General features: G+C 65.2%; 15 protein-coding genes and 2 pseudogenes. 5 read left to right on the forward strand and 12 right to left on the reverse strand.

The window, feature by feature from the left end:
* Positions 1–76: 76 nt before the first annotated feature.
* Complete coding sequence (locus tag ACTG4X_RS34645; protein WP_097201005.1) at positions 77–1,033, forward strand: LysR family transcriptional regulator; 957 nt, start codon at positions 77–79, stop codon at positions 1,031–1,033.
* Between the two features lie 118 nt (positions 1,034–1,151).
* Here the strand turns inward: ACTG4X_RS34645 and ACTG4X_RS34650 are convergent, their stop codons facing one another.
* The 5 genes from ACTG4X_RS34650 to ACTG4X_RS34670 are packed head-to-tail and all read right to left on the reverse strand — an operon-like array spanning position 1,152 to position 8,510.
* Positions 1,152–4,631, reverse strand: coding sequence for a molybdopterin-dependent oxidoreductase (locus ACTG4X_RS34650; protein ID WP_440534592.1), 3,480 nt, complete (start codon positions 4,629–4,631; stop codon positions 1,152–1,154).
* The gene (locus ACTG4X_RS34655) at positions 4,631–5,707 is read right to left on the reverse strand and encodes an ABC transporter ATP-binding protein (protein ID WP_440534593.1); all 1,077 of its coding nucleotides are present in this window, start codon (positions 5,705–5,707) and stop codon (positions 4,631–4,633) included. The genes ACTG4X_RS34650 and ACTG4X_RS34655 overlap by 1 nt, the downstream gene beginning before the upstream one ends.
* A 9-nt stretch (positions 5,708–5,716) precedes the next feature.
* The gene (locus ACTG4X_RS34660) at positions 5,717–6,478 is read right to left on the reverse strand and encodes an ABC transporter permease (protein ID WP_440534594.1); all 762 of its coding nucleotides are present in this window, start codon (positions 6,476–6,478) and stop codon (positions 5,717–5,719) included.
* 44 nt (positions 6,479–6,522) lie between these two features.
* Positions 6,523–7,419: an ABC transporter permease gene (locus tag ACTG4X_RS34665; protein ID WP_179830547.1), complete on the reverse strand. Its 897-nt coding sequence runs from the start codon at positions 7,417–7,419 to the stop codon at positions 6,523–6,525.
* A 2-nt stretch (positions 7,420–7,421) separates the two neighbouring features.
* On the reverse strand, positions 7,422–8,510 hold the full coding sequence (locus ACTG4X_RS34670) for an ABC transporter substrate-binding protein (RefSeq protein ID WP_097201009.1): 1,089 nt from the start codon (positions 8,508–8,510) through the stop codon (positions 7,422–7,424).
* 437 nt (positions 8,511–8,947) lie between these two features.
* Between ACTG4X_RS34670 and ACTG4X_RS34675 the strand changes: the two genes are divergently transcribed.
* Positions 8,948–9,604: a GntR family transcriptional regulator gene (locus ACTG4X_RS34675; RefSeq protein WP_440534595.1), complete on the forward strand. Its 657-nt coding sequence runs from the start codon at positions 8,948–8,950 to the stop codon at positions 9,602–9,604.
* Between the two features lie 57 nt (positions 9,605–9,661).
* Positions 9,662–10,379 (forward strand): annotated as a pseudogene (locus ACTG4X_RS34680) (DDE-type integrase/transposase/recombinase); the annotation flags it as partial.
* Between the two features lie 175 nt (positions 10,380–10,554).
* On the opposite strand, the gene ACTG4X_RS34685 reads toward ACTG4X_RS34680, so the two are convergent.
* The 7 genes from ACTG4X_RS34685 to ACTG4X_RS34715 all read right to left on the reverse strand — a co-directional run bounded on the left by ACTG4X_RS34685 (position 10,555) and on the right by ACTG4X_RS34715 (position 19,346).
* Positions 10,555–11,175, reverse strand: coding sequence for a hypothetical protein (locus tag ACTG4X_RS34685; RefSeq protein ID WP_440534596.1), 621 nt, complete (start codon positions 11,173–11,175; stop codon positions 10,555–10,557).
* Positions 11,176–11,315: 140 nt separating this feature from the next.
* A complete protein-coding gene (locus ACTG4X_RS34690) occupies positions 11,316–11,684 on the reverse strand; it encodes a chorismate mutase family protein (protein ID WP_440534597.1) in 369 nt (122 codons plus the stop codon).
* A gap of 55 nt (positions 11,685–11,739) precedes the next feature.
* Positions 11,740–12,789, reverse strand: a complete 1,050-nt coding sequence (locus ACTG4X_RS34695; RefSeq protein WP_440534678.1) for a Bug family tripartite tricarboxylate transporter substrate binding protein — start codon at positions 12,787–12,789, stop codon at positions 11,740–11,742.
* Between the two features lie 438 nt (positions 12,790–13,227).
* Positions 13,228–15,123 (reverse strand): phage integrase family protein, encoded by a 1,896-nt coding sequence (locus ACTG4X_RS34700; protein WP_440534598.1) that lies wholly within the window; start codon positions 15,121–15,123, stop codon positions 13,228–13,230.
* Entirely contained in the window at positions 15,120–15,383 is a 264-nt protein-coding gene (locus tag ACTG4X_RS34705) for a hypothetical protein (protein WP_440534599.1), read from the reverse strand. The genes ACTG4X_RS34700 and ACTG4X_RS34705 overlap by 4 nt, the downstream gene beginning before the upstream one ends.
* Positions 15,384–16,553: 1,170 nt before the next feature.
* Positions 16,554–17,651, reverse strand: a complete 1,098-nt coding sequence (locus ACTG4X_RS34710) for a ParB/RepB/Spo0J family partition protein (protein ID WP_440534600.1) — start codon at positions 17,649–17,651, stop codon at positions 16,554–16,556.
* A 453-nt stretch (positions 17,652–18,104) separates the two neighbouring features.
* Positions 18,105–19,346, reverse strand: coding sequence for an AAA family ATPase (locus ACTG4X_RS34715; RefSeq protein ID WP_440534601.1), 1,242 nt, complete (start codon positions 19,344–19,346; stop codon positions 18,105–18,107).
* Between the two features lie 550 nt (positions 19,347–19,896).
* On the opposite strand from ACTG4X_RS34715, the gene ACTG4X_RS34720 reads away from it, so the two are divergent.
* Complete coding sequence (locus ACTG4X_RS34720) at positions 19,897–21,270, forward strand: RepB family plasmid replication initiator protein (protein WP_440534602.1); 1,374 nt, start codon at positions 19,897–19,899, stop codon at positions 21,268–21,270.
* A gap of 879 nt (positions 21,271–22,149) precedes the next feature.
* A pseudogene (locus ACTG4X_RS34725) lies at positions 22,150–22,197 on the forward strand (hypothetical protein); the annotation flags it as partial.
* Between the last annotated feature and the right edge of the window lie 26 nt (positions 22,198–22,223).

Raw genomic sequence — 22,223 nt, forward strand, 5'->3', positions numbered from 1 at the left:
TGTTGAAGGCTGGAGTATCGAGCGCAACATGCTTGCGCGATATTGCCTTTTGATCGAAGAGTCATACCATCCCTGCATGACTTTCGACCTGCAGCAACTGCGCGCGTTCACGACCGTGGTGGCCGCCGGCAGCCTCGGACGCGCGAGCGCTGTACTCAACGTCACCCAGTCCGCCCTGAGCAGAACCATTCAACGGCTGGAGGAAAGCGTGGGTGCTGCGCTCTTCGAAAGGCATTCCAAGGGCATGCAGTTGACGGACATCGGCCGGGCGCTGCTGCCGCGCGCGAACTGGCTCCAGCAGGAAGCCAGGGCTGCCAGAGAGGAGATCGATGCGATGCGCGGCCTGGCAAAAGGCACCATCCGGGTAGGCGCCGTCAGCAGCGTTGCATGCTCCGTCCTGCCGACGGCGATCGGCAACTTTCTCGGGCGCTGGCCGCATCTGAAAGTGCAGGTGCTGGAAGGCTTCTGGGACCGCCTGGCCGCTGCACTCGTGCAGAACGAAATCGATCTGGCGCTCGCACCGTGCCTGCCGGACACGGAGGAGATCGAGGCGGTGCAGGACTGCCGCTGGACCGACGCCTCGTACGTGGTGGCGGCACGCAACCACCCGCTGCGGTCCAGGCAGGCCCTGAGCTACAGCGATCTCCTGGAACAACGCTGGGTTCTTCCCGGCAAGGGGTCGGAGCCGTACAACCAGTTCGAACGCACCGTCGCCGGCCAGGGGCTGGCCATGCCGGAGATGGTTGTGGACACGCGCTCGGTGCTCGTCATGAAGAACCTGGTCGCACGGTTCGGCTTCCTCGGATGGATGAACGAGCCGATGTTCGAGACCGAGCGCCAGGCCGGCCTTTTCGACACGCTTCCCATCGAAGGCATCACAAGCCGCAGAGACCTCACCGCGTTTCGCCGCCGCGTCGGCATGCTGCCAGGACCGGCGGCGAAGTTCCTCGACGAACTGCGAGCCCTTGCGGAGGCATCGGGGCAGTCCGCTGCACGGCCGTCCTCTCGCTCGCCGGGCCCTATGTCGATCTGAAGGATGAGGAGACAACGCCCGGGCACGCGGATGCAAGCGATGTATTCGGCGCCCGTTGCCCATTTGCCGGTCCGGCTGGCTCGCAGCAAGAGGATTGCCACGCCCTCCCTGCCGGGGCTCAGATGTCGAGAACCAAGTCGGTCGTGGGCACCGCTTGGCACGTCAGGCACACGTCGAGCTCGTCGGGCTCTGCACCATGGAGATGGTGCACCTTGCCCGACACGATCTTGACCGCACAACTTTCACATTGCCCCACGCGGCATCCGCTGGGCAGTCTCGCGCCGACGGACTCACCCAATTGGAGCAGGGTACCCTTGGCCGCCGACCAGTCGGCGCGGATCGTGCCCGACCGGCCGAAGATGACCTGGTAGGTGCGCCCCTCTTCGCGCAGGGGCCCGGGCGGTGAACGGAACACCTCCCGGAAAATGTCGAAGCGGGGTACGCCACGCGCGACCAGCCCCTGGGCGAAGCTCTCCATCAAGCCCACCGGCCCGCACATGTAGATGCGGGCGCGGCGCTCGATCAGCGCCTGGGGCACCGCTTCTGCACTGATGCGGCCGGTGCGAACCTCGTCGCGCAAGGGATGCCAGCCGTCCACCGGGCGCGAGTAGTGGTTGAAGACCCGCAGCCCCGGCAGCCGCCTCTGATGCGCCATGATGCGCTGCATGAACGCATGGGTCAGGTGATTCAGGTTGGCGTAGTAGAGATTCAGCTCCAGGGGATCGCCGTCCGGCAGGGACTCCAGCAAACTGATGAACGGCGTGATGCCGATGCCGCCCGCCAGCAGGATCAGCGGCTGCGGCGAACGACGCGGCACCAGGAAAGTGCCAGCCGGGGCCTTCAGCGCCACGACCTGGCCCACGGCCACCTCGCGGTGCAGGTGACCGGACACCAGCCCCTCCCAGAGTCCACCCTCGCTGCTGCGTCCCTGCTGACGACGCACTGCGATGCTGTAGCCGCGACGCCCCGTCAGCACGGCGGCACCGGTCAGCGAGTAAGCGCGGCTGAGCAACTGGCCGCCCACCTCCAGCTGGATCTGGACATGCTGGCCGGGATGGAAATCAGGCACTGGGTCGGTGTCCATCGCTGCCAGCTCAACACCGATGACCCCGTCCGCTTCCGCCACCCGCGCGGCGACGCGGAAAGCGCGGAAACCGGACCAGCTGCGCCAGCTGGCCAACGCCTGGGTGTCGGGCGCGATGTCGCAACGAAACGACCGCATCGCAACCGAGCCGCTGACCGGATCGCTGTCCTGCGCAGAAATCAGGCTGTTGTAGTTGCTCGACGCACCACCGCCGAGCGGCAGCGCGTCCCGGCCGAACTCGGGACAAGCCTGCCACCAGCCAAATTCGGCGACGACCAGATCGTCGGCCAGGCCGGGGGTGATGCGCGCCTGGAACCGAGCCTGCCCCACACGTGTCGAAACCTGAATCCAGTCACCCTGCCGCACCCCGCGCAGCGCGGCCAGTCCCGGGCTGATCTCGGCGACGGGCTCCGGTGCCCGCTTGCGCAGCGACACGAGGCTGCGATGCTGCGAGTGGCAGTAATAGCCGTTCTTGGCCGAACTCAGAAGCAGTGGAAACCGCGAGCCGCGCTGCCTGTCCTGGCGCAGGCCTTCGGCGCCAGGCTGGTAGCTCGCCACGGCCGGCTGGCCGTGGCGGTGCAGGGTCTCGGAATAGACCTCGACACGGCCAGTGGGCGTGTCGAAACCACGGACCGCATCGGCGCGACCGGCAAGGGCGATGGCGTATTTGCGCTCGCGCGCATCGATCGGCAGCTTCAGCCCGCCTGGCGCGCAGCGCAGTTGTGCCACATCCAGCCCGGTGGGCGCCAGCATGTGGTTCCAGCCGGCGTGAAGATCGCCGCCGAAAAACGCCCCGCCCATGCCGAGCCGAACGGCCAGCTCGAAAACAATGTCGTTGTCCGAGCGGGACTCGCCGCGCGCGCTGACCATCTGTGGCCGGAACTGCACGTGCGCGGCCGCCGCGTCGCTGATCTCGAAGCCGACCCGCAGGCCTTCGCGCTCCCACGGGCTGTTGATCGGCAGCAGCACGTCGGCGTAACGTGCTGCCGGCGTCTCGAAGAGATCCAGGTGCACGTGGAATTCCAGGCTCTGCAGGGCCTGCTCCGCCAGGGCCGTATCCCCGTGCGAGACCGGCAGATTGGTGCCGAAGGCCATCATCGCCCGCACCGCATAGGGCTTCTTCTCCAGGATAGCCCGGTAGACATCGAGCGCCATGACCCAGCCGCTGGCAGGCGGGCCGATCGGTCGATCCGCCAGCCCCAGGGCCTTGCCCCGCTGCGCAGGGCTCAGCAGCGACATGCCGGCAACCTCATGGGTTGGCGGGCCCTCGCGCACGCGGTTGCCGCCAACGACGTCGAAGCTGCCGTTCAATGCGTACAGGGTGGCGAGCGCTCTTTCGGTCTGCGTCGCATTGGTGTGCTGGCCCACGCCGTTCCAGGCGTGATAGGCCAGCCGTTGCCCACCTCGAAAGCAGTCGGCCGCTTCCTGCAGGCGTGGGGGCGCAACCCCCGTGATGCGCTCGACTTCGTCGGGCGTGTAGCGGCTCGCCTCGCGGCGCAGCACCGTGAATGCCGTCTCGCAGACGATGTCGACCAAGGCCGAGACGTCCCGCACAGTGACGCTGCCTTCGAGCATGAGCGACTGGCTGGCTGCCTCATCCAGCGCCACGTCGGGATCGTAGGGCACGCATGCATTGCGGGCCGCATCCCACACCACGCAGCGGCTGCCCGTGGCATCCGGCCAGATGGCACTTTCCCGCAGCAGCAAGCCATTGTCGGCGCGCACCAGAAACGGGCAGTTGGTCCATCGGCGTACGAAGTCGTGGTCGTAGCGACCCGACTCGATCAGCAGGTTGACGATGCCCAGCGCCAGCGCGCCGTCGGTGCCGGGGCGCACCTGCAGCCAGACATCGGCCTGACGCGCCAAAGCCGTCGGGCGCGGATCGACCACGACCAGCTTGGCGCCCTTGGCGCGGCCCTGCCCCACTGCATTGGCCTGCGCCAGCCAGGTATTGGCCGGGTTGTGGCCCCACAGCACGATGGTCTCGGCGTTGGCGTAGTCCGCCGGCTGGATGCCGCATCCGAAGGTGAAGGCATGCGCGTGGTCCTTGTGCCAGTTGCACACCTCGGTGGCGTACACCGTATTCGGGCTGCCGAAAAGGCGGACGAATCGCTCGATCCAGTCGATGCTGTCGGACAGCGGGGTGCCGCTCGGCGTCGTGACCGAGAACGCCACCGCTTCTGCGCCCGACTCGGCCCGGATCGTGCCCAGCCGCTCGGCGGTGATCGACAGGGCCTCCTCCCACCCGATGCGCGCCCAGCCCGGGTCGGGGTCGGTCTTGGGCCGGGTGCGCTTCATCGGGTACATCAACCGGTGCGGGCTGTGCACGATCTCCGGCGCAGCCTTGCCCTTCATGCACATGGCGCTGCCGGTCGGGTGCGACACATCGGGCCGCACCGCAATCAACTGATCGTTCTCGACCTGGTTGATCGTGCCGCAACGCGATCGGCACAGGGTGCAGTAGCCGGGGATCTCGACCGCGCCTGCGGCGGCGTGCTGGCGCGCCTCGGACATCACGACGGCAGCAGGCGCGAATCCCGGACCTGCCATTGCACGCTGACGGCGGCCCCGGCAGCGAGCTCGGGCAGCGCGCCTTCGCCGGCGTTGGGCAGGACGGCCGTGACTTCGGTCTCGTCGGGCAGGGCCAGCCGGTATTCGACGAACGGGCCCAGGTAGGAGAAACGCAGCACCCGTGCGGCCAGGCTGTTCCAGCCACCGGCAACGGTGGCATCGGCCGCACACAACCGCGTGCGCTCCGGCCGGAAACTCAGCAGCGCACAGGCGGCAGCGGCCAAGGCGCCGCTTGCGGCGCCCAGCGACTCGCCGGCCCGGGTCATGAACCGGCCATCGCCCGCGACCGCGCCTTGCAGGAAATTGGATTTGCCCATGAACTCCGCAACGAAGCGATTGACCGGACGCTCGTAGACCTCGCCCGGACTCCCGATTTGCTCGATCCGCCCCTGGTTCATGATGACCAACCGGTCGGCCATGCTCAGTGCCTCGTCCTGATCGTGCGTCACCATCAGCGTCGTCAGTCCCGACTCCTTCTGCAGCTGGCGGATCTCGGCGCGCACTTCGTGGCGCAGACGCGCATCCAGCGCCGACAGGGGCTCGTCGAGCAGCAGCACCGCCGGATCGATCGCCATGGCGCGCGCCAGCGCCACCCGTTGCTGCTGCCCACCGGACAACTCGCGCGGCAACCTTTTGGCATGCTGGTTCAGACGTACGCGGGCCAGCGCTTTCTCGACCTTGCGGCCGATCTCGGCGCCTTCGATCTTGCGCATCTCCAAGCCGAAAGCCACGTTCTGCTCCACCGTCATGTGCGGAAACAGCGCATAGCCCTGGAACACCATGCCCACGTTGCGGCGAAAGGACGGCAGGTGGGTGATGTCCTTGCCCGACAACTGGATGGCCCCCTCGGTGGCCGGAACGAAACCGGCCAGCATGCGCAGCGTCGTGGTCTTGCCGCAACCGCTGGGCCCCAGCAGGGCGACCAGTTCGCCCTCTTCAATCTGCAGGCTGAAATCGCTGACGGCCTGGAAGCTGCCGTAGCGCTTGCCGATACCCTGAAAGTCGAGATAGGAAGTCATGGGGAGGTTCTAGAAGGCACGGCTGAGCTTGACATACCGGTCGGAAAACACGAGCGCGACACCGATCATCAAAATCTGCACCGTGGCGACCGCAGACACGGTCGGGTCCAGGTTCCATTCGAGGTAGTTGACGATGGCGATGGGCAGCGTCGTGCTGCCGGGCCCGACCAGGAAGATGGACTTCTCCAGGTCCGTGAAGGACACGATGAAACTGAACAAGCCCCCCGCTACAAGACCGGGCCGGGCCATCGGCAGAGTGATGCGGCGCAGCACCGTCCAAGGCGTGGCACCCAGGTTCAAAGCCGCCTCTTCGATGCTGCTGCCGTTGGACATCAGCGAGGCCGTGACCAGTCGGACGATCCACGGAACCGTGAGCACCGAATGCGCGCCGACCAGCCCGGGAAAGGTAGCAGCGAGTTGCCAGGTCGTGAGAAGCTCGAACTGGATGAAGTACACGTACAGCGCGCTGCCGGCGACCACGCCCGGGATCATCATGGGCGACATCAGCACCGTGCTGATCAACCCTTTGCCAGCAAACCTGCCGCGCACCAGAGCGAGCGCTGCCGGCACCCCGACCAGCAGGCCGAAAAGCGTCGCCAGCAGGCTGACCTTCAGGCTCAACAGAAAGCCATCGCGGAAGTTCTCGATCCGCCAGGCATTGGCATACCAGTCCAGCGAATAGCCCTGCGGCGGAAAGCTGATGATCTTGTTGCTGAAGCTGCTGACCCAAATCACCGCGAGCAGCGGTGTCAGCACGAAGAACAGCGTCACCCACACCGCCAAGCGGTAGGCCGCAGATGTCAGGTGGCCCGGTTTCATGCGTGTGCCTCCGCGGCCTTCGGGCTGTTGCGCCCCAGCAGCCACGACGACAGCACCGTCAGCACCAGGGTGGTGACCATCAACACGAACGCCAGGGCGGCGCCAAAGGGCCAGTTGCTGGAGCGGGTGATCTGGTCATAGACGGCAGGCGCCATCATCTGGAACTTCGGCCCACCGATCAGCAAAGGCGTGGCGTAGGCGTTCATCGCGAGGATGAAGCACAGCACAGTGCCGGTCACGACCCCCGGCATCATCAAGGGCAGCAAGACCCTGCGGAACATCTCGAAATGGTTGGCTCCGAGATTCAGGCCCGCCTCTTCCAGCGGACGGTCGATGCCTTCGATCACGCTCTGCAGCGTGATGATCATGAAGGGCAGGTTCACCGAGATGATCCCGATCAACACAGCGGTGCCGGTGTAGAGCAGCTGTACAGGCGCGTCGGTCAGACCGACCGCGCTCAGAAAGGCATTGACCAGCCCCCGGTCGCCAAGCAGCACCATCCAGCCGGCGACCCGAACCGCATTGCCCATGAACAGCGGCAGGATCACGAGGATCAGCAGCAGGCTCTTGACCTTGCCGGATCTGACGCGGGCGATGTAGTAGGCCGGCAGGAGGCCCAGCACCAGGCAAATGAGGGTGCTGAGCACGCTGATCCAGATGGTTCGGAACAGCACGCCCCGGTAGAACGGATCGGCGACGAAGCGCAGGTAGTTCTCGGGCGTGAAGCCCGCCACCATGAACTGGCCCGGCTCGAAACGGTTCAGGCTGTAGCGCCCGAGCAGCACCAGCGGCCCCAGCAGCAAGACCACCACCAGGATCAGCGACGGCGACAGCAGCATCGAGGCGCTGCTGCCGGTGGGACGCAAGGGCCCCAGTTGCAACTGCCGCGACATCGTCAGACCTTGATTTCCTTGTTCCACCACTCCAGCCATGTCGACTGGCTCTTGGCGGTGTAGCCCAAGTCCAGGCGGTTCAAGCTCTTGCGTTGCGCCGGCGTGAAGTCAATTGCCTGAAGCTCGGGCGGCAGATTCGCGTTGTCGATCGGCACCGCGTAGTAGGTCGATCTGCCGATCTTCTGGGCGACAGAAGGCAGCAGCATCGCGTTGAGGTAGCGGTAGGCGTTGTCCTTGTTGCGGGCACGCTTGGGCATGCACACGCCACCTTCGAAGGCAATGGCGCCCTCTTTCGGGTAGGCCGCCTCGACGGGAAGACCGTCGGCCTTCCACTGGGCAGCGCGTGCGTTGTAATTGGCTGTGATCCAGATCTCTTCGGAGGCCAGGGCCGCGGCAGCCTGCTGGTGCGAGGGATAGATGCGCGGCTGAACCGCCTGCTTGAGTTGGCGCAGCTTGTCGTAAGCGGGCTCGGCATTGGCCATGCTGCCCCCGTTGAGCAAACCCATCGCCAGGAAATAGTTGAAATAGATCTGATCGATCAAACCCACCTTTCCCGCATAGCTCGGATTCAAAAGATCCGCAAATGAGGTCGGGGGCGTCTTGATCTTGTTCTTGTTGTAGATCAGCACCACGCCGCTGATATAGAACGGAATGAAGTAGGGCTTCTGCACGCCCGGCAGCAAATGCTTGGCATTTGGTATTTTGGCGTAATCGAGCTCCTCCAGGGCACCCTGTACATTTAGCTCATAGGCATCGGCGTCGGTGAAGTGCGCGATGTCGACCGAGCCTCGCGGCAGATTGCGCTCTGCCAGGATCTTGGTCTTGCGAGCGGGCGCTGCCGCCAGGTCGCGCAGGATTTTGATGCCGTCCTTCTCGAGCTCGGGCTGCTCAAGCGCATTGATCACATTGCTGTTCCAGTCTCCGCCCCAATTGGAGACCAGCAATTCGCCGCCCGCGCCCTGCGCCCAGGCCGGCATGCCGCCTGCCCATGCAGCGCCCAATGCTGCTGCAGCGCTTCGAATGAATTTTCGCCGCGGCAGTTTGACGGCCGCCAAGTCGAGCGAATTAATTTGATTCGGCCAAGAGATCATGACAATTCCTTATGTTGAGAAGTCATTAACTTTCATCGCACTCACAGCGGGATCAGCACGGATCGTGCCAATAAATCTGGCGCACCAAAGCAACTCAAATCAAAATTTATTCAGAATAAAAAGGCACACTTCATCCGCTGATTTCTAATCAGCTAATTCAATATCCAATACGTGCTCAATCCGTCGACAAGCGTCGCGATTCAAGCGCGACGCGCCTTCTGGCAGAAAAAGCGGACCCCCTGAACAGTGCTCGCTGCCCCCATTTGGGGCCTTTGTCGATCTCCTTGGGCGAAAAGAGTAGCGCGTCACACATCACTTACCGCAATAGTAGCGCGTCACGCGCCACTATTGCAATGGGTCTAAGATCACGGCTTGCGCCCGCAGGCCGCGGGACGCACTCGACTTGATGGAGAGGCTTCTTCGTGGATAAAAACTGGATGGGCGAATCCGCCCTCGACGCCAGCCCGCGCTCGTCCTTGCTGGAGGAACTGCGCATGAAGATCGTGTCCGGGCAGATCGGCCCGGGTGAAATACTGACGGTGCCCACCCTGGCAAAGGCTTGGGGCGTCTCGACCACTCCTGTGAGGGAGATCCTGCTGGAGCTGGCAGGCGTCGGGCTGCTGGAGGCCAGACGCAACCGCGGCTTCCAGGTCAAGCGCCCGACGGTGACCGACATGAAGGAGCTCTTTGCGTTGCGCGCGCAGCTTGAGGCCTACGCGCTGAGCTGCATCGCCTCGGTCACCTCCGAAGAATGCGCCGCGCTGCGCCTGCAAGCGCGCGCCATCGAGGAAGCCGTCAACCGGCGCAACACGCTCAAGTATCTGGAAACCGACCGCGTCTATCACCTGCACCTGGTCGGTCTGGCGCGAAACAGGCGCCTGCTCGACATGATCATGAATCTGCGCGACAACATGCGTCTGTACGGCATCGACTCGGATGCCGGCCTGCGGCGCCAGCAGATTTCCGTGCCCGAGCACTACCGTATCGTCGATCTGCTGGAGGCGAACGACACTGCCCAAGCGATCGAACTCATGAAGCGCCACATCCTGGACTGGGAGCCCGTCTTCGTGGATGCGATTGTCGACATCGACTAGGTGTTCGATCCCAGGGCTTGATGGTGCATTCTTTTCCCCCCAATGGAAGGAGGCACTATGGGCCAGATTCTTCACGGCTGCGCCACCACGACAGAGGCGGTCCGTCGAGCAATACAAGGGAGTCAAGAGAGCCTGAGGGCGTTATCCAAGCGCCATGGGGTCAATCAGAAGATGATCGCGAAGTGCAAGCAGCGTGGGTTTGCGGCCGATCTGCAGACTGGCCCAAGGCAGCCCAGATCCACGGTCCTCTCTCCTGAGGAGGAAGCGATCATCGTGGCCTTCCGGCGGCATACGCTGCTTGCCCTGGACGACTGTCTGTACGCGTTGCAGCCGACCATCCGCCATCTGACACGATCGTCACTCCATCGCTGCTTGCAACGTCATGGGATCAGCCGATTGCCTCATGTCGAAGGCGACAAACCGGTGCGCAAGGCGTTCAGGCATTACCCGAATCGGCTACTTCCACATCGACATCGCCGAGGTACGAACCGCTGAAGGAAAGCTGTACCTGTTCGTTGCCATCGATCGCACCTCCAAGTTCGCCTTCGTGCGCCTGGAAGAGCAAGCCACAGCAGAGACCGCCGCTGCGCTCTTACGGGCCTTGCTCAGCGCCGTGCCCTACAAGATACACACGGTGCTGACCGACAACGACATCCAGTTCTGCGACCTTCCGTCCCGCAGGAATGGGCCGACGGCCAGGCTACGAGTGCACATGTTTGATCGCGCATGTGCTGCCACTGGCATCGAGCACCGCACGACCAAGCCCAACCATCCAGCAGGGCCTGTCAGTGGCTGCAAGTCGCGCAAGATGGCCACGCATCCTTGATGCGGTGCAGACATCGCACCAACTCGGTCGGTGCTGCCCATGGAAAACCGCCCGCGACAATGCACCCGCGATGATTCTGGTACAGGCGCCGAACATGCTTGCGGCGTGATCGTCCGAGAACGCTTCAGCTGCCGCCGGGCTTCGGCGATCGTCCGATCCGTTCCAGGAACTGCCGTGCGACCGGGCTGCCATTCCAGACCACAGCCCTGCCTTCGTCGACGGCTTCGCGTCCGTAGACGATCCACGCGTCGCAGACAGTGCCGATGGGCTCCATCACCTCGAAGCGTTCGGCGTGTGCCGCGGCGAAGGATGCGAAGACGATGCCCGCTTCGTAGCGTCCTTCGGCGAGGCCGGCCTGAACTGCGAGCACCGTGGGCTCGTGAACGACGGTCGGCCAGGCGGAAAGATCGGCATAGCTCTGCGTGGCGGGCTGCACGCCCACCTTGCCGGAGCCTTCCCCGCTTCCCATGGCCCGTACCAGCGCCATGGGCCGGCTGGGAGAAATGAAGGCGTCGACCACCGCCATGGCCGTGCGATAGGTGCCCGTGATCTCGGCAGCTGCGGGGTGAACGGCGCACTGAAGCAGGTAGTCCGCCTCGCCGGCGATCAGCGCACGCGCGCCGCAGTGGAAGTCGTCGAACAGCACGATGCGAGTGGCTTGTGCGATGCCATGCGCGACCAAGTACTGCTGGAGAACGAAGTGGTGGTTGCTGCCCTCGCGGCCCAGCGTCGAAAAGATGAGCATGTACTTGCTTTAGCGGTAGGGGAAGACTTCCGGAAGATGGTCGATCTCGACGCCCGCCTTGGCAAGGCTCCCGGCCTGCGCGACCTGCTGGCGCCAGCGATGCCTTGGCCGGATCTCATCCGAACGGAAAATGCGCAGCCTCATGCAGCGGCAACGGGCGCGCCGATGATTTCATCCTCCAACCGGCAGGTCTCCGTGATGATCAGTTCGTAGAGCGCGCGCAGGAAGGACGGGCTCATGCCGTGTTCGGCGGCAAAGACGGCCGCACGTTCCTGCACCACGCCGATGCGGTGAGGCTGCATCATCGGAATCGCATGGTTGCGCTTGTGCAGACCGATACGGCAGCAGCAGACAAGCCTTTGCCTCAAGGTCTCCAACAGCGTCCTGTCCAGGCCATCGAGTTCGTCGCGCAGCGACTGCAGGATCCGCTCGGCTTCCTCGTTGCGGCCGGCAGAGATTGCGCCCGTGCTCTTCGGGGCCGAGGCTGCGTCATGGGCTGCGGGTTCCATGGTTTCCTCGCGCCCGTCCGGGCGCGACTCTTGTGCTGAATGCATATGAATCTCCTTACTCAAGCCGGATGCCTTGGCTCGCGATGATCTGCGTGAGTGCCGCCGTGTCCGCCTTCACCCGGCGCACCAGCGCCTCGCCCGAAATGCCGACGGCCTCGTAGCCGTGCTGGAAGAGCTTCTGCCGCACCTCGGGCGAGCGGATGACTTCGGCGAGGACCTGGTTCAGGCGCCGGACGATGGGGGCCGGCAGGCTGGCAGGTGCCGCCGCCGCAGTCCAGATCTCGAGCTCGAAATCCTTCAGCCCCGCTTCCTGCAGGCTCGGGTAGTCCGGCACGAGCGCGGAGCGGCGCGGCGAGGTCACGCCGATCGCGCGCAGCTTGCCGGCCTTGATCTGCTCGTCGGCAAGGCCCGGCGGAAGCAGCGCCAGTTGCAGTTGCGCGCCGATCAGGCCGGAGATGACCTGCGGATTGCCCTGGTAGGGCACGTGGACGGCGCCGATGCCAGTGCGCGTCTTGAGAAGCTCCATGCCGAGGTGGCCGATCGTGCCGATGCCGGGCGAGCCGTAGCTCCAGTGGCTGCCGGCCGCGCGCGCCGCATCGAGGAAGCCGCGGGCATCGGCCTTCGAGACCTCCGACGTCGTGGCGAGCACCAGGGGTGCCGTGCAGATGATGCTCAGCGGCAGCAGGTCCTTCTGCGGGTCGTAGGGGATCGCCGGATTGAGGATCTTGGCAATCGTCATGTTGCCGTTGATGAGGATGCCGACCGTGTGCTTGTCGGTGGACTTCGCGACGATGTCCGCTGCGATGTTGCCGCTGGCGCCGGCGTGGTTCTCGACAATCACCGGCTGACCCAGCGCCTTCGCCATCGGGGTGGCCAGGACGCGTGCCACGAAGTCCGGCGACGAACCGCCGCCGAAGCCGACGACGAGGCGCAGCGGCCGCGTTGGCCAGTTCAGATCCGCGGAACGGGTGCTCGAGGCGCCCGGCGGACCGAGATCGGAGCGGTTTGCGCCGGACGATTGCGCGGAGGCACCGCCAGTGCAGGCGAGCGCGCCCAAAACACACAGCAGGCGCGCGGCAAATGAACGAAAAAAGAGAAGGGTCATGGCGTGAGAAATTGGGAATCGGAGGCCCAAGTCTTTCTTCGCCAAAGCGCCGAATCAACTCCTGCTTGATGCGCAAAAACTCCACTTCGCGTCACCGCCGCATGGGCCCGACTTGCCCACGAGCGGGCGCAGCCAAGGCTTGCCGCATTTGCTTGCCATGCAAGATCGTTGTCGAGCACCTGCACACCGGTTGCAGCACACCCATCGCATGCATGCCGGGCAGGCCGCCCAGCTGCCGGCAAGGCCGATATGGCCCGAGGTCGCGACCTTCGGCGCTGCCTGAGCCGAGTGGCACCGAAGCCCCGCGAGCGTCACGAAAACGCCTCCAGTCAGCCCGTGGTCTTCGATCATGAAAGTGCCGCGGATGTACCACCAGCGCTCGGCCATGCGCAACCCTGCGCGGCGCCGGGAGCAGGATTCGCGCACGCCTGCCCCTGCCTAGCCGGAGCGGCGCCTCGCGAGGTACATCGAGGTCGTGCTCGGCAATGCATGGCCCAGGTTGTTCTGCACCACCTGCAGGGGCAGCGGTGCCTGCCCTGCCCTGCCCCGCAAGGCATGCGAGCCGTGGGAATGCCGCAGCCAGTGCGTGCTGGCCTTCCTGAGCTGCTCGGCATCGGCCACGTCGAGGCCCTGGGCGGCAGCGCGCGCGAGGAATGCCTTGATGGCCTGGTAGAGCCCCGAAGGCGACCAGCCGGGAGGGTACTCGCCCCCCGTCTCGAAGCGCGCCAGCACGGGGATGCCACGGTTGCCGGCGGCATCCACCTGCCGATCGAAGCCGTGGCGCGCCAGCTCATCCCCGAGCTCATCGACCAGTTCGGCGGGCACGGGCACCTGGCGTTGGCCCCCGCGCTTGCCGCTCACCGAGAGCAGCCAGGCACTTGTGGTCGAACCGTCGGCGGCCGTCGCATGTCGCAGCTGGAGGTGCTCGCAGCGCGCGCCGGTGATCTCGGCCAGCCGCAGTCCGGTCGCATACAGCCAGCGCATGCCTCGGCGCAGGCGCCGCCCGGCAGCGGTGTCCACGTGGACGCACAGCAGCGCATCGATGTGGTCCCACTGCGCGAAACTCAGGGTGCGGTTCGCGCCGAGCGGGCGCTGCGAGTCGGGGGGCAAGGCCGATTCCGAAAAAGGGTTGCCCGTCACGTAGCCCTGGCTCGCCAGGAAGGCGAACAGGCTGCGAAGAATGATCAGGGACTGGCGCTGCGCCACCGGCGTCAACGCGCCCTCCAGCGGCCGCCACATCGGCGACCAGCGCTGATGATGGCGCGGCCCGCACCAGGCGGCGGGCGGCGCGGCGAGGAAGGCCTGGTAGGCACCTGCATCTTCGCCGGTGAGCGAAGACAGCGCCTTGCCACGCTCCAGCACCGCCCAGAGCAGCAGCCGCTCCGCTTCCTTTCGGTACGAGCGCTGCGTAGACGACAGGGAGCCTTTTTCAGCGGCGTTGCTGCCCTTTGAGGCCAGCCACGCGCCGATCGCCTCATGGTCGTTGGCCGCCGCGAGCCGACAGGCCTCCCGCGGGGCGCGGCAAGCGCCCGCACGACCATCCAGCGCGGCGGGCAGCACGAACTTCTCGTAGGGCACCAATGCGGTGGCCGCCGGGACCACCGCCGCCAAGGCAGATGGGCTCAACTGCGCGCGCGGCTGCGCCGCGTGCACACCGATGCGCAAGCCGAGCACCCGCTCGTTCGCATGCACCCAGTCCAGGACGCGGGCCGCCTTGCGTTCGCCCACGCCCGGCACATGCACCCACCAGCGCGCACCGGCGCCATTGATGCGCTCCACCAGCGCGGACAACGTCGCCAGTCCCGCGCGCTCGAGCCGCTCGGCCAACACCGGATGCAGCCAGGCGGCCACGGCGTCGCCCGGTCGCGGGTCCTGCGCGACCAGGCCCTCGAGCCAGCGCAGCGCCTCCAGCTGACGCTCGATGACGCGCGCGCGCCGTGAGCTCTGGCCGCCGCCTGCCGCCCGGCTTCTTCCCCCAGCGCCGGCCTGCCCGAAGGCAACTTCGTAGGCCTCGATCTGTTCGGCCTCCGAGAAATCCTCCATCCCCCGGGCCAGCGCGAACTCGGCCAGGCTCGGCAACGCCGGCGCGGCGGTGAAGCGTTCGGGGTCGAGCAAGATCAGGCGCGCGGTGCCCGGTTTCTGTTCGCGGCGCGCGGCCGCGGCAAACGCGTCACGGATCCAGGCGATCGTGCGGCGCACGGTGCGCAGATCGACGTGCTCGCCCTCCAGGCGCAGGTAGCGGTCCCAGCTGGCGCGCTCGTCGACCCCCTGGGCAAGCGCCCGCATGAAGGCGAAGTGGCCCCGGTGCAGCTTGCGCGGGGGCGTCTTTTTCACGTGGAGGTCGTGGCGCCGGAGGTCGGGCTGGTCTGCCAGAACTTCCACCAGCGCCGCGCCGCGCTCACGGGTGGCGGCAACTGCTGCGCCCGGCTGATGCGAATGCGCTGGCGCAGCTCGACTTCCAGCGCATGCGCCACGCCGTAGGCCTGCTTCGCACCGCGCGAAGCTCGCGCGCGCCATTCCACGGTCAGGCGCTCGAGTTCTTCGTCGTCCAATCCGGCCAGTTCCTCGGCGCTTGGGACGGGGTGGCGGCTCATCGCGTCGGGCCTCCTTCTTCGTTGATGCCGGCCGACGGGACTGCCGACGCCGGCGCGGACCGCCTGGCCAGTGACCGTGCGGGTCCCCACTTCCAGATCATCTTGTTCACTGCTGCATTCATTGCGATACGTTTCCCCTTGATGCTATCGGTCGGACAAGGTGCAAATGCTCAGAATTCGTCACGCTTCCCTCTCTTTTCTGTGCCCGGGTGAGAACTTGGCCTTGCCCATCGGTTCGCATAATCATCAATTCTAATTCTAGTTGCCGGGAACGGCCTATGTTCGAAACTAGCATCGGGGCAAGCCCTAAGCCATTGATTGGATTGGGATTTTCCAAGCCTGATTGGGGCTTTGCATGCCGCTGAAGGTCGAAAGAAGACTGTAGTTGAGTGGTTGCTTTGGCTTTGCACTGTAAGTGGGTGCTCTCATTCATGATTTGAGCGTCATGTCGACTCTCCGCTCGCAACGAGCATCGCGAGGGAACCTTCCCGCAGCGGGACGGCCCGGCGCGATTTTCGTGTGGCCAGGAACGAGCACCTGTGCACACCAAGGCCGGCCAGCGGACGGACCTTGCGGACACGCAAGAGCCCACTCGACTCGAACGGCAACCCCCTGCTCTTTCCTTGGGGCCTCGTCAGATTGGTTTTTGTCATGAAGGAAAGACCGCTGGCGACGTGTTTCTGGCGCTCTTGTGAGCACAGCGAGGATCAAAGGCGGATGCCACGGTGCGGGACTCCGCTGCCTGAGGAACTCGCTTGCGCTGAGGGACTGGCCATTCCAAACCCGAACCCGAGTGCGATCGGCGCTTGGCTGCGTCCAGTCGGTGTGCTTCACGTCAACACTGGCCCCGGTTTGGGCATCGGGCTCAGCTGCGTGACCTGAACAATGTGAGCGCACACATTGCGACTTGACGGGGGATTTTCTGTTCTCATTGAGCCCCGCGAGCAGCCTGAGGATGGAACGAAGCCCGGGCCTGCCCGTGCCAGGTCGACCGCTCGACGCCAAGGCCACTGCGATCATGGCTTTGGCCCGCAGCAAGCAGGCCGTCGCGTGAGTCAGGAGGCCCTGGATTCGGGACATGGACGCCTGGTTGCCAGTCGCCCTGCCCCGCCCCATCCGTTCCCTGTGCAATTCCCAATGGCACTCACATGACGGTGGGGCCTGCCCGCGCTAGCCGAGCAGCTTGACCTTCTGCAGGGCCTCGGCCACGCACTTCAGCAGGACGTCCGTCGGCAGGTCCGACACGGGGCCGGGCAGCAAGGTCAGCGTGACGGCACCGTCGGGTGCCCGCAGGCACGAGCCCACCGTCTTGCCCTCGTTCAGGAGGGCAAGCTTCTCCGGCTTCGCGGCCGCCTCCAGCCCCAGCAGACGCGCCACCACGGCCGCCGGCGCGAGCTTCTGGCCACGCACCTTCTCGGCACGCTTCAGGACGCTGCGGCGATCCTTGTCGAGGGCCGCGTTCAGTTGCTCCGCATGCCGGTGCTGCACTTCCAGCGGACTGCGGAAACACTCGAGCACGGCCGACGGCAACTGCGCCACCGTCAGCGCCTTGCGGATCCAGGTGTGACTCACGCCAAGCTTCTCAGCCAGCTGGCGCTGGGTCGGAAACAGCTGCTCCTCGAGCGCGCGCTGGTACATCACGCCCTGCTCATACGGCGAGAGATCGGCGCGCTCGCGGTTCTCGCGGTCCATGGCCGCGAACAGTTCGGCGTCGCCGAGCTCGTCGAGCCAGATCGCCGCCAGGACCGGGATGCCCAACTCCAGGCAAGCCCGATGGCGCCGGTGCCCGAAGACCAGCTCGTACTGCCCGGGCTCATCCGCCACCGGACGCACCAGGATCGGCTGCACATTTCCGCCAGCCTGCTCGACGTCGGCCTTGAGCCCGGCAAACTCCGCGTTCTCGAACGAGGCCGGATGGCGGTTGGCCCAGCGGGAGGCCCGGATGGTCGCAGGGTCCAGCTTGCGCGTCGGCGTCGAGCCATCGTGCTGATGAAGCCGCTCCCGCAGGGCTGTCAGTTCACCTTCCACAGCCTGCATCTGGCCACGGAACGCCAGCATCTGGCCGGGACCGGTGCGTGGGGCGAATTGACTGGTCTGCGCGGGTGGAAACCTGGTTTCCACGGCGGCAGCGGCGCCGGGCAGCGTCGTCGGGACCGGCGCCGTCGGGACCGGCGCCGTCGAATTGGAAGCCGGAGCCGCCGCGGGCGCCGGCTCCGGGATCGACAGGCCGGCCGTCAAAGCTTCGAGACGTTTACGGGTACTAGCCATTGGAACCTCCAGGGCGGTGGAAACCAGGTTTCCGCGCGCACTGCGTGGCGCGGAATTGGCGGGGTGAAATCGAGAGAGACACCTGCGGCCGAGTGTCTGGAAACCTGGTTTCCAGACGGCATGCCGCAGCCGGTGCGTGGAAACATGGTGTCCACGCAGATGCCGTGCGGCGCGGAATCGGCGAGACGAGGTCGAAGGAAGCGCCCGCAGCCGAGTGTCTGGAAACCTGGTTTCCAGGCAGCGAGCCCGGAGCCGGTGTGTGGAAACCTGGTTTCCACGCACCTGAACATGCCAGCTGTTGATGACAGGCACGGCGCCCGTCATCGGAGTGTCCGGTTTCGCACGGCCTGAGCCTGCGTGCTGCGTCCGGTCGTGACAGGCATGCCGACGGCCCGGTGGAAACCGGGTTTCCACGCAGCGTCGGCGCCCTCTTCGATTCGTGCGTCAAGGCTTTCATTGCACCTGTGCCTTGTCCGACCAGCTGCTCACCACGGACTGCTCGACCAGATCCACGAAGGAGTCGTAGGCATCGGCCGCGCGCTTGTAGGTCTTGGCAGCGCCTTCGTACTTCTGCACGTCATAGACGGTGGCGAACTCGGCCGCCTTGTTGCTGGTCACGCTGGTCTTCGGGATCTCCACCGGCAGCGTGTACTCGCCGTAGGTGGCCTGGATCCACTGCCTGACCGCCGGCGTGGCCGGATCGCTCGGGTCGACACGGCTGAGCAGCACATGCAGAAAGTCGAAAGCCTTGCCGGCCAGATCACCGCCTTGCGCGTCGAGGTTGCCGCCCAGGTCGGCCAGCAGCGACCAGAACTGCGCAGACGACGCAAAGTCCAGGCCGGAGGGCGGCACCGGCACGATGATCCCGTTGGCTGCCCACAACGCATTGATGGTCACGTAGGAGAGCGACGGGGGAGTGTCGATGACGATCACGTCGTAGAGATCGCGCACGCTCTCCAGTCCGGCATTGAGCACATCCCAGAAGCGTGCGCCCGGCTCCTGCATCTGGCGCGCCGGCAGTGCGAACTCGGCCGAGAAAAGGAAAGGAGCCGCAGCCACCAGATCCAGTCCGTCCCAGTAGGTCGAGCGGATCGCGTAGCGAATGTCGGACTGGCTGCCGTCGCACAGGGGCGCGATGGTCATGTCCTCGCTGATCTCCGCTTCGGGCAGCAGCCCGTGCAGGGTCGTGAGCGAGCCCTGCGGATCGGTGTCGATGGCCAGCACCCGGTGGCCGCGCAGGCTCAACCCCTGCGCCAGCACCATGGCCGTCGTCGTCTTGGCGACACCGCCCTTGAAGTTGCCCACGGCAATGGTGAACGCCTTCTTGCCGGCGGGGCGCATCTTGTCGGCGCGGTAGGTGCGCGTCCACGCGCGCAGTTCGCTCAGCTCAAAGTTGCGCTTGCCGCCGGCCGGCGTCAGCCGCCCGCTCGGCAGATCCTCCTTGGTGATGCGGTAGGCCACGTGTGCCTTGTCGACACCGCACAGGGCCGCCAGATGCGCGGTAGAGTAGATCGGTGAAACCTTGCGGGCCTCGGGCGCCAGCAGCCGGCTGCGGATCTGCTCGACCATGGAGCCGGCACGCACGGCCAGGGCCGCGATGCGCGGCATGTCGATGCGCGCACGGGAAGGGGAGGGGAGGGACGGGGGGAGCGTGGAAACCTGGTTTCCAGCACCGGCGGGAGCGGGCAATGCCATGGAGAAGGGCCTTTTATTCGACAGAATTTGGCCATTCTATGGGAATCCGTCGAATGAACAAGATACGCAAAGAACAGCACCTGTGCGGAGGTGCGAACTGTGAGAGAGATTGGGGACCAAGGTGAGATCCATTGGGATTGCGGCCTGCGACAGGCGTCCAGACGACCGGGATTTCAGCCGATCCGGCGGGGCAGGGACCTCAAAAGCCCCGTCGAACCGGCGTTCGGCGAGGTTCTCTCGCCCAAAACATCCAGGCAGTGCGTGGCAACCCTTGTCCACTCACATCAAATCCCAACCATGCACACGTCAAGCCGCGTCGAATCCCATCCGATCTCACATTCAATCCCAAAGCCTCTCACACCAAATCCCAGCGGCACTCACACAAACCTTTCCAAGTCCTTGTCAGCGTTCGAGAAACTGCTTCGTCAATTCTTCAATCTCTCCAAGTGTTTCATTTCAATGTCTCAAGGCACTCTCCGCGAATCTGTAAATTGACCGATTCACAAATCGTGGGCATGATGTGAAACCGTTGATCCCCTGAAAGAAGTCCATGGAAGAGGGCGAAGTTCCGCGACAGTCGCCCAAGCCATTGCCAACCCTGGACGAGCAGAGCGTTGCCAAGGCCAACGAGGCCATTGCGATCCGCCCCAAACGTGGCCGCCTGACGCTGCTGTCGCGGCGCATCTACAACGCGCTGCTCTACCACTCGCAGCGTCAGGGCGTCGACGAGCCTGTCTACAAGCTGGCCCTGAGCGAGCTGATCGGTGACGCGCGCTTCAACTCCAACAACACCGAGCTGCTCAAGTCCCACCTGCGCGACATGCAGGCGACCACCATCGAATGGTCCACCAGCGGCACCGGCCTGAAGCGCTGGGTGTCCTCCCAACTGCTCGGCACCGTCACGATCGAGGAGCAGGGCAGGGGGCGGCCCTGCACGATCACCTGGCGCTATCCCGAAGAGATCCGCGAGCGCCTCGTCAAGCCGCACCAGTACACGCGCGTGCTGCTCGAGATCAGCGGCCAGATGCGCAGCTATCCCGCGGCGGTGCTCTACGAAATCGGTGCGCGCTATCTCACCTCGCCCAGCCGACTGTCGATGCGCGAGGACGTGCTGTGGTGGGCGGCCGTCCTGACCGGGCGCAGCGACATCACGCAGGTCGACTATCGCTTCCTCAAGCGTGACGTGATCAGCAAGGCGCTGGCCGAGATCGAGGCGCTGTGCGAGGACTTCAGCCTCGAACTCATCGAACACAAGCGGGGCCGGCGCATCGAGGAAATCCAGTTCCGGGTCGTGCCCAAGCTGCAGCAGCGTCTGGGCGCGGCCGACGATCCAAGCCGCAACGTGTTCGACCTGGAACTGGTCGGCAAGCTGATCGCGCTCGGTCTCAAGCAGGACGAGGCCCAGGACCTGTATGCGACGACTGACGAAGGACAGCTGCGCGGCACACTCGAGCACGTGGAACAGCGGCTTCGCAACCAGACGCTGCCGGCACTCAAGTCGCCAGCAGCGTATTTCAAGGACGCCCTGAAGAAGGGCTATGCCGGCGTGAAGGGGGCGAGTGAAGCACCCGCGGCGACGGCCCTGCCGGGCCCGTCCCAGGGACGGCCCGCAGCCGCGCTTGGAGGCGAGGACCGCATGCACCGCATCCGGGAGCTGTGGGAGAACGATCGCATGCAAAAGGCCAAGGCGCTCTACCTGGAAATGCCCGAAGCCATGCAATCCGAGATGCGCTCGCGCTTCGAGGCCGAACGGCTCGCGCAGATCGCCGCGCCCATCGCCCGGGCGTGGCGCCGCGACGGGCCCGCCAGCCGCATTGCGGCAACGACCTTCCATCGCTGGCTGGCACAGATCACCTGGCCCGAGGAACCTTCCGATCGGGTGCTGCTCGATTTTGCTCTGGCTCAGGGCGTCGCAGGAATGTAGACCCCTGTGCCCGGCGGCTTCAGATCATGGATGTGAGTGGTTGCTTTCAATAGGGCTGCAAGAGCGGCTCGGATCCAGTCGGATGAGCCGCCGGCTGACGATGGACTTGGCGACGCCCAGCGCGAGGCGGCTGCGGTCACGGCTCCCGCGTTGGCCACTTCCACGAAAGGTCGCAGGTCTTCAATATCCATCTCGATCCTTCCAGCGTTTCAGTTTGTGCGACACGCAAGCAACCAAGGCTACCGCAACACCACAAGGGATGCGACGATCCCCGAACCCATGTCGGACCCACCCGAACTCCCCCAGAACGTCGCCAGTCGGAAGACGATCAGCCGTCGCTGGAACGGCGTGAACGTCGATCTGCACGAGTTCAACTGCACGGGCCGGATCCTGTTTCAGATCGAGCAGGAAGATGAAGAGTCAAGCCGGCTGGTCGCTCAACTTGAAGAGGTGGGAAAGGACCGGGCAGAAGCCAGGACGGCACCCAACAGGCCCAATCCGTACCAGTACAAGCCTCGGCCGATGTTCTTCGCGCCGGCGAAAATGGATGTGTGGGGTCACTCGGCAGATTCCCGCTACATCAAGTGCGCGACGATCAGCTTCGACGGCAGCGCGCTTCGAGAGCGGCTAGGGCTCTCTCAATCCCTGCGACTGCTTGACGTTCCCCGGCTCCGCTTCAATGACGACCGCTTGTGGACGTTGATCAGCCTGCTAGTAGACGCGATCGACGATCACGATCCGGGCGCCCAGCTATACGGTGACTCGCTCACTGCGGCGATTGCAGCAAGGCTTCTAGAACGGCCCGCCGAGGTGAAAGAGAGCGTGCCTGGGCTCTCGGCGATACAGCTCACGGATGCGATCAGCTATCTCGAGGCGAAGATGCCGTCGAAAGTGGAGCTTGCGACACTCGCGCAACTGGCTGGCTATTCGCAGTCGCACTACAGCCGCGCCTT

Source organism: Variovorax sp. YR566 (genome assembly GCF_051992195.1).
Classification (GTDB): domain Bacteria; phylum Pseudomonadota; class Gammaproteobacteria; order Burkholderiales; family Burkholderiaceae_C; genus Variovorax.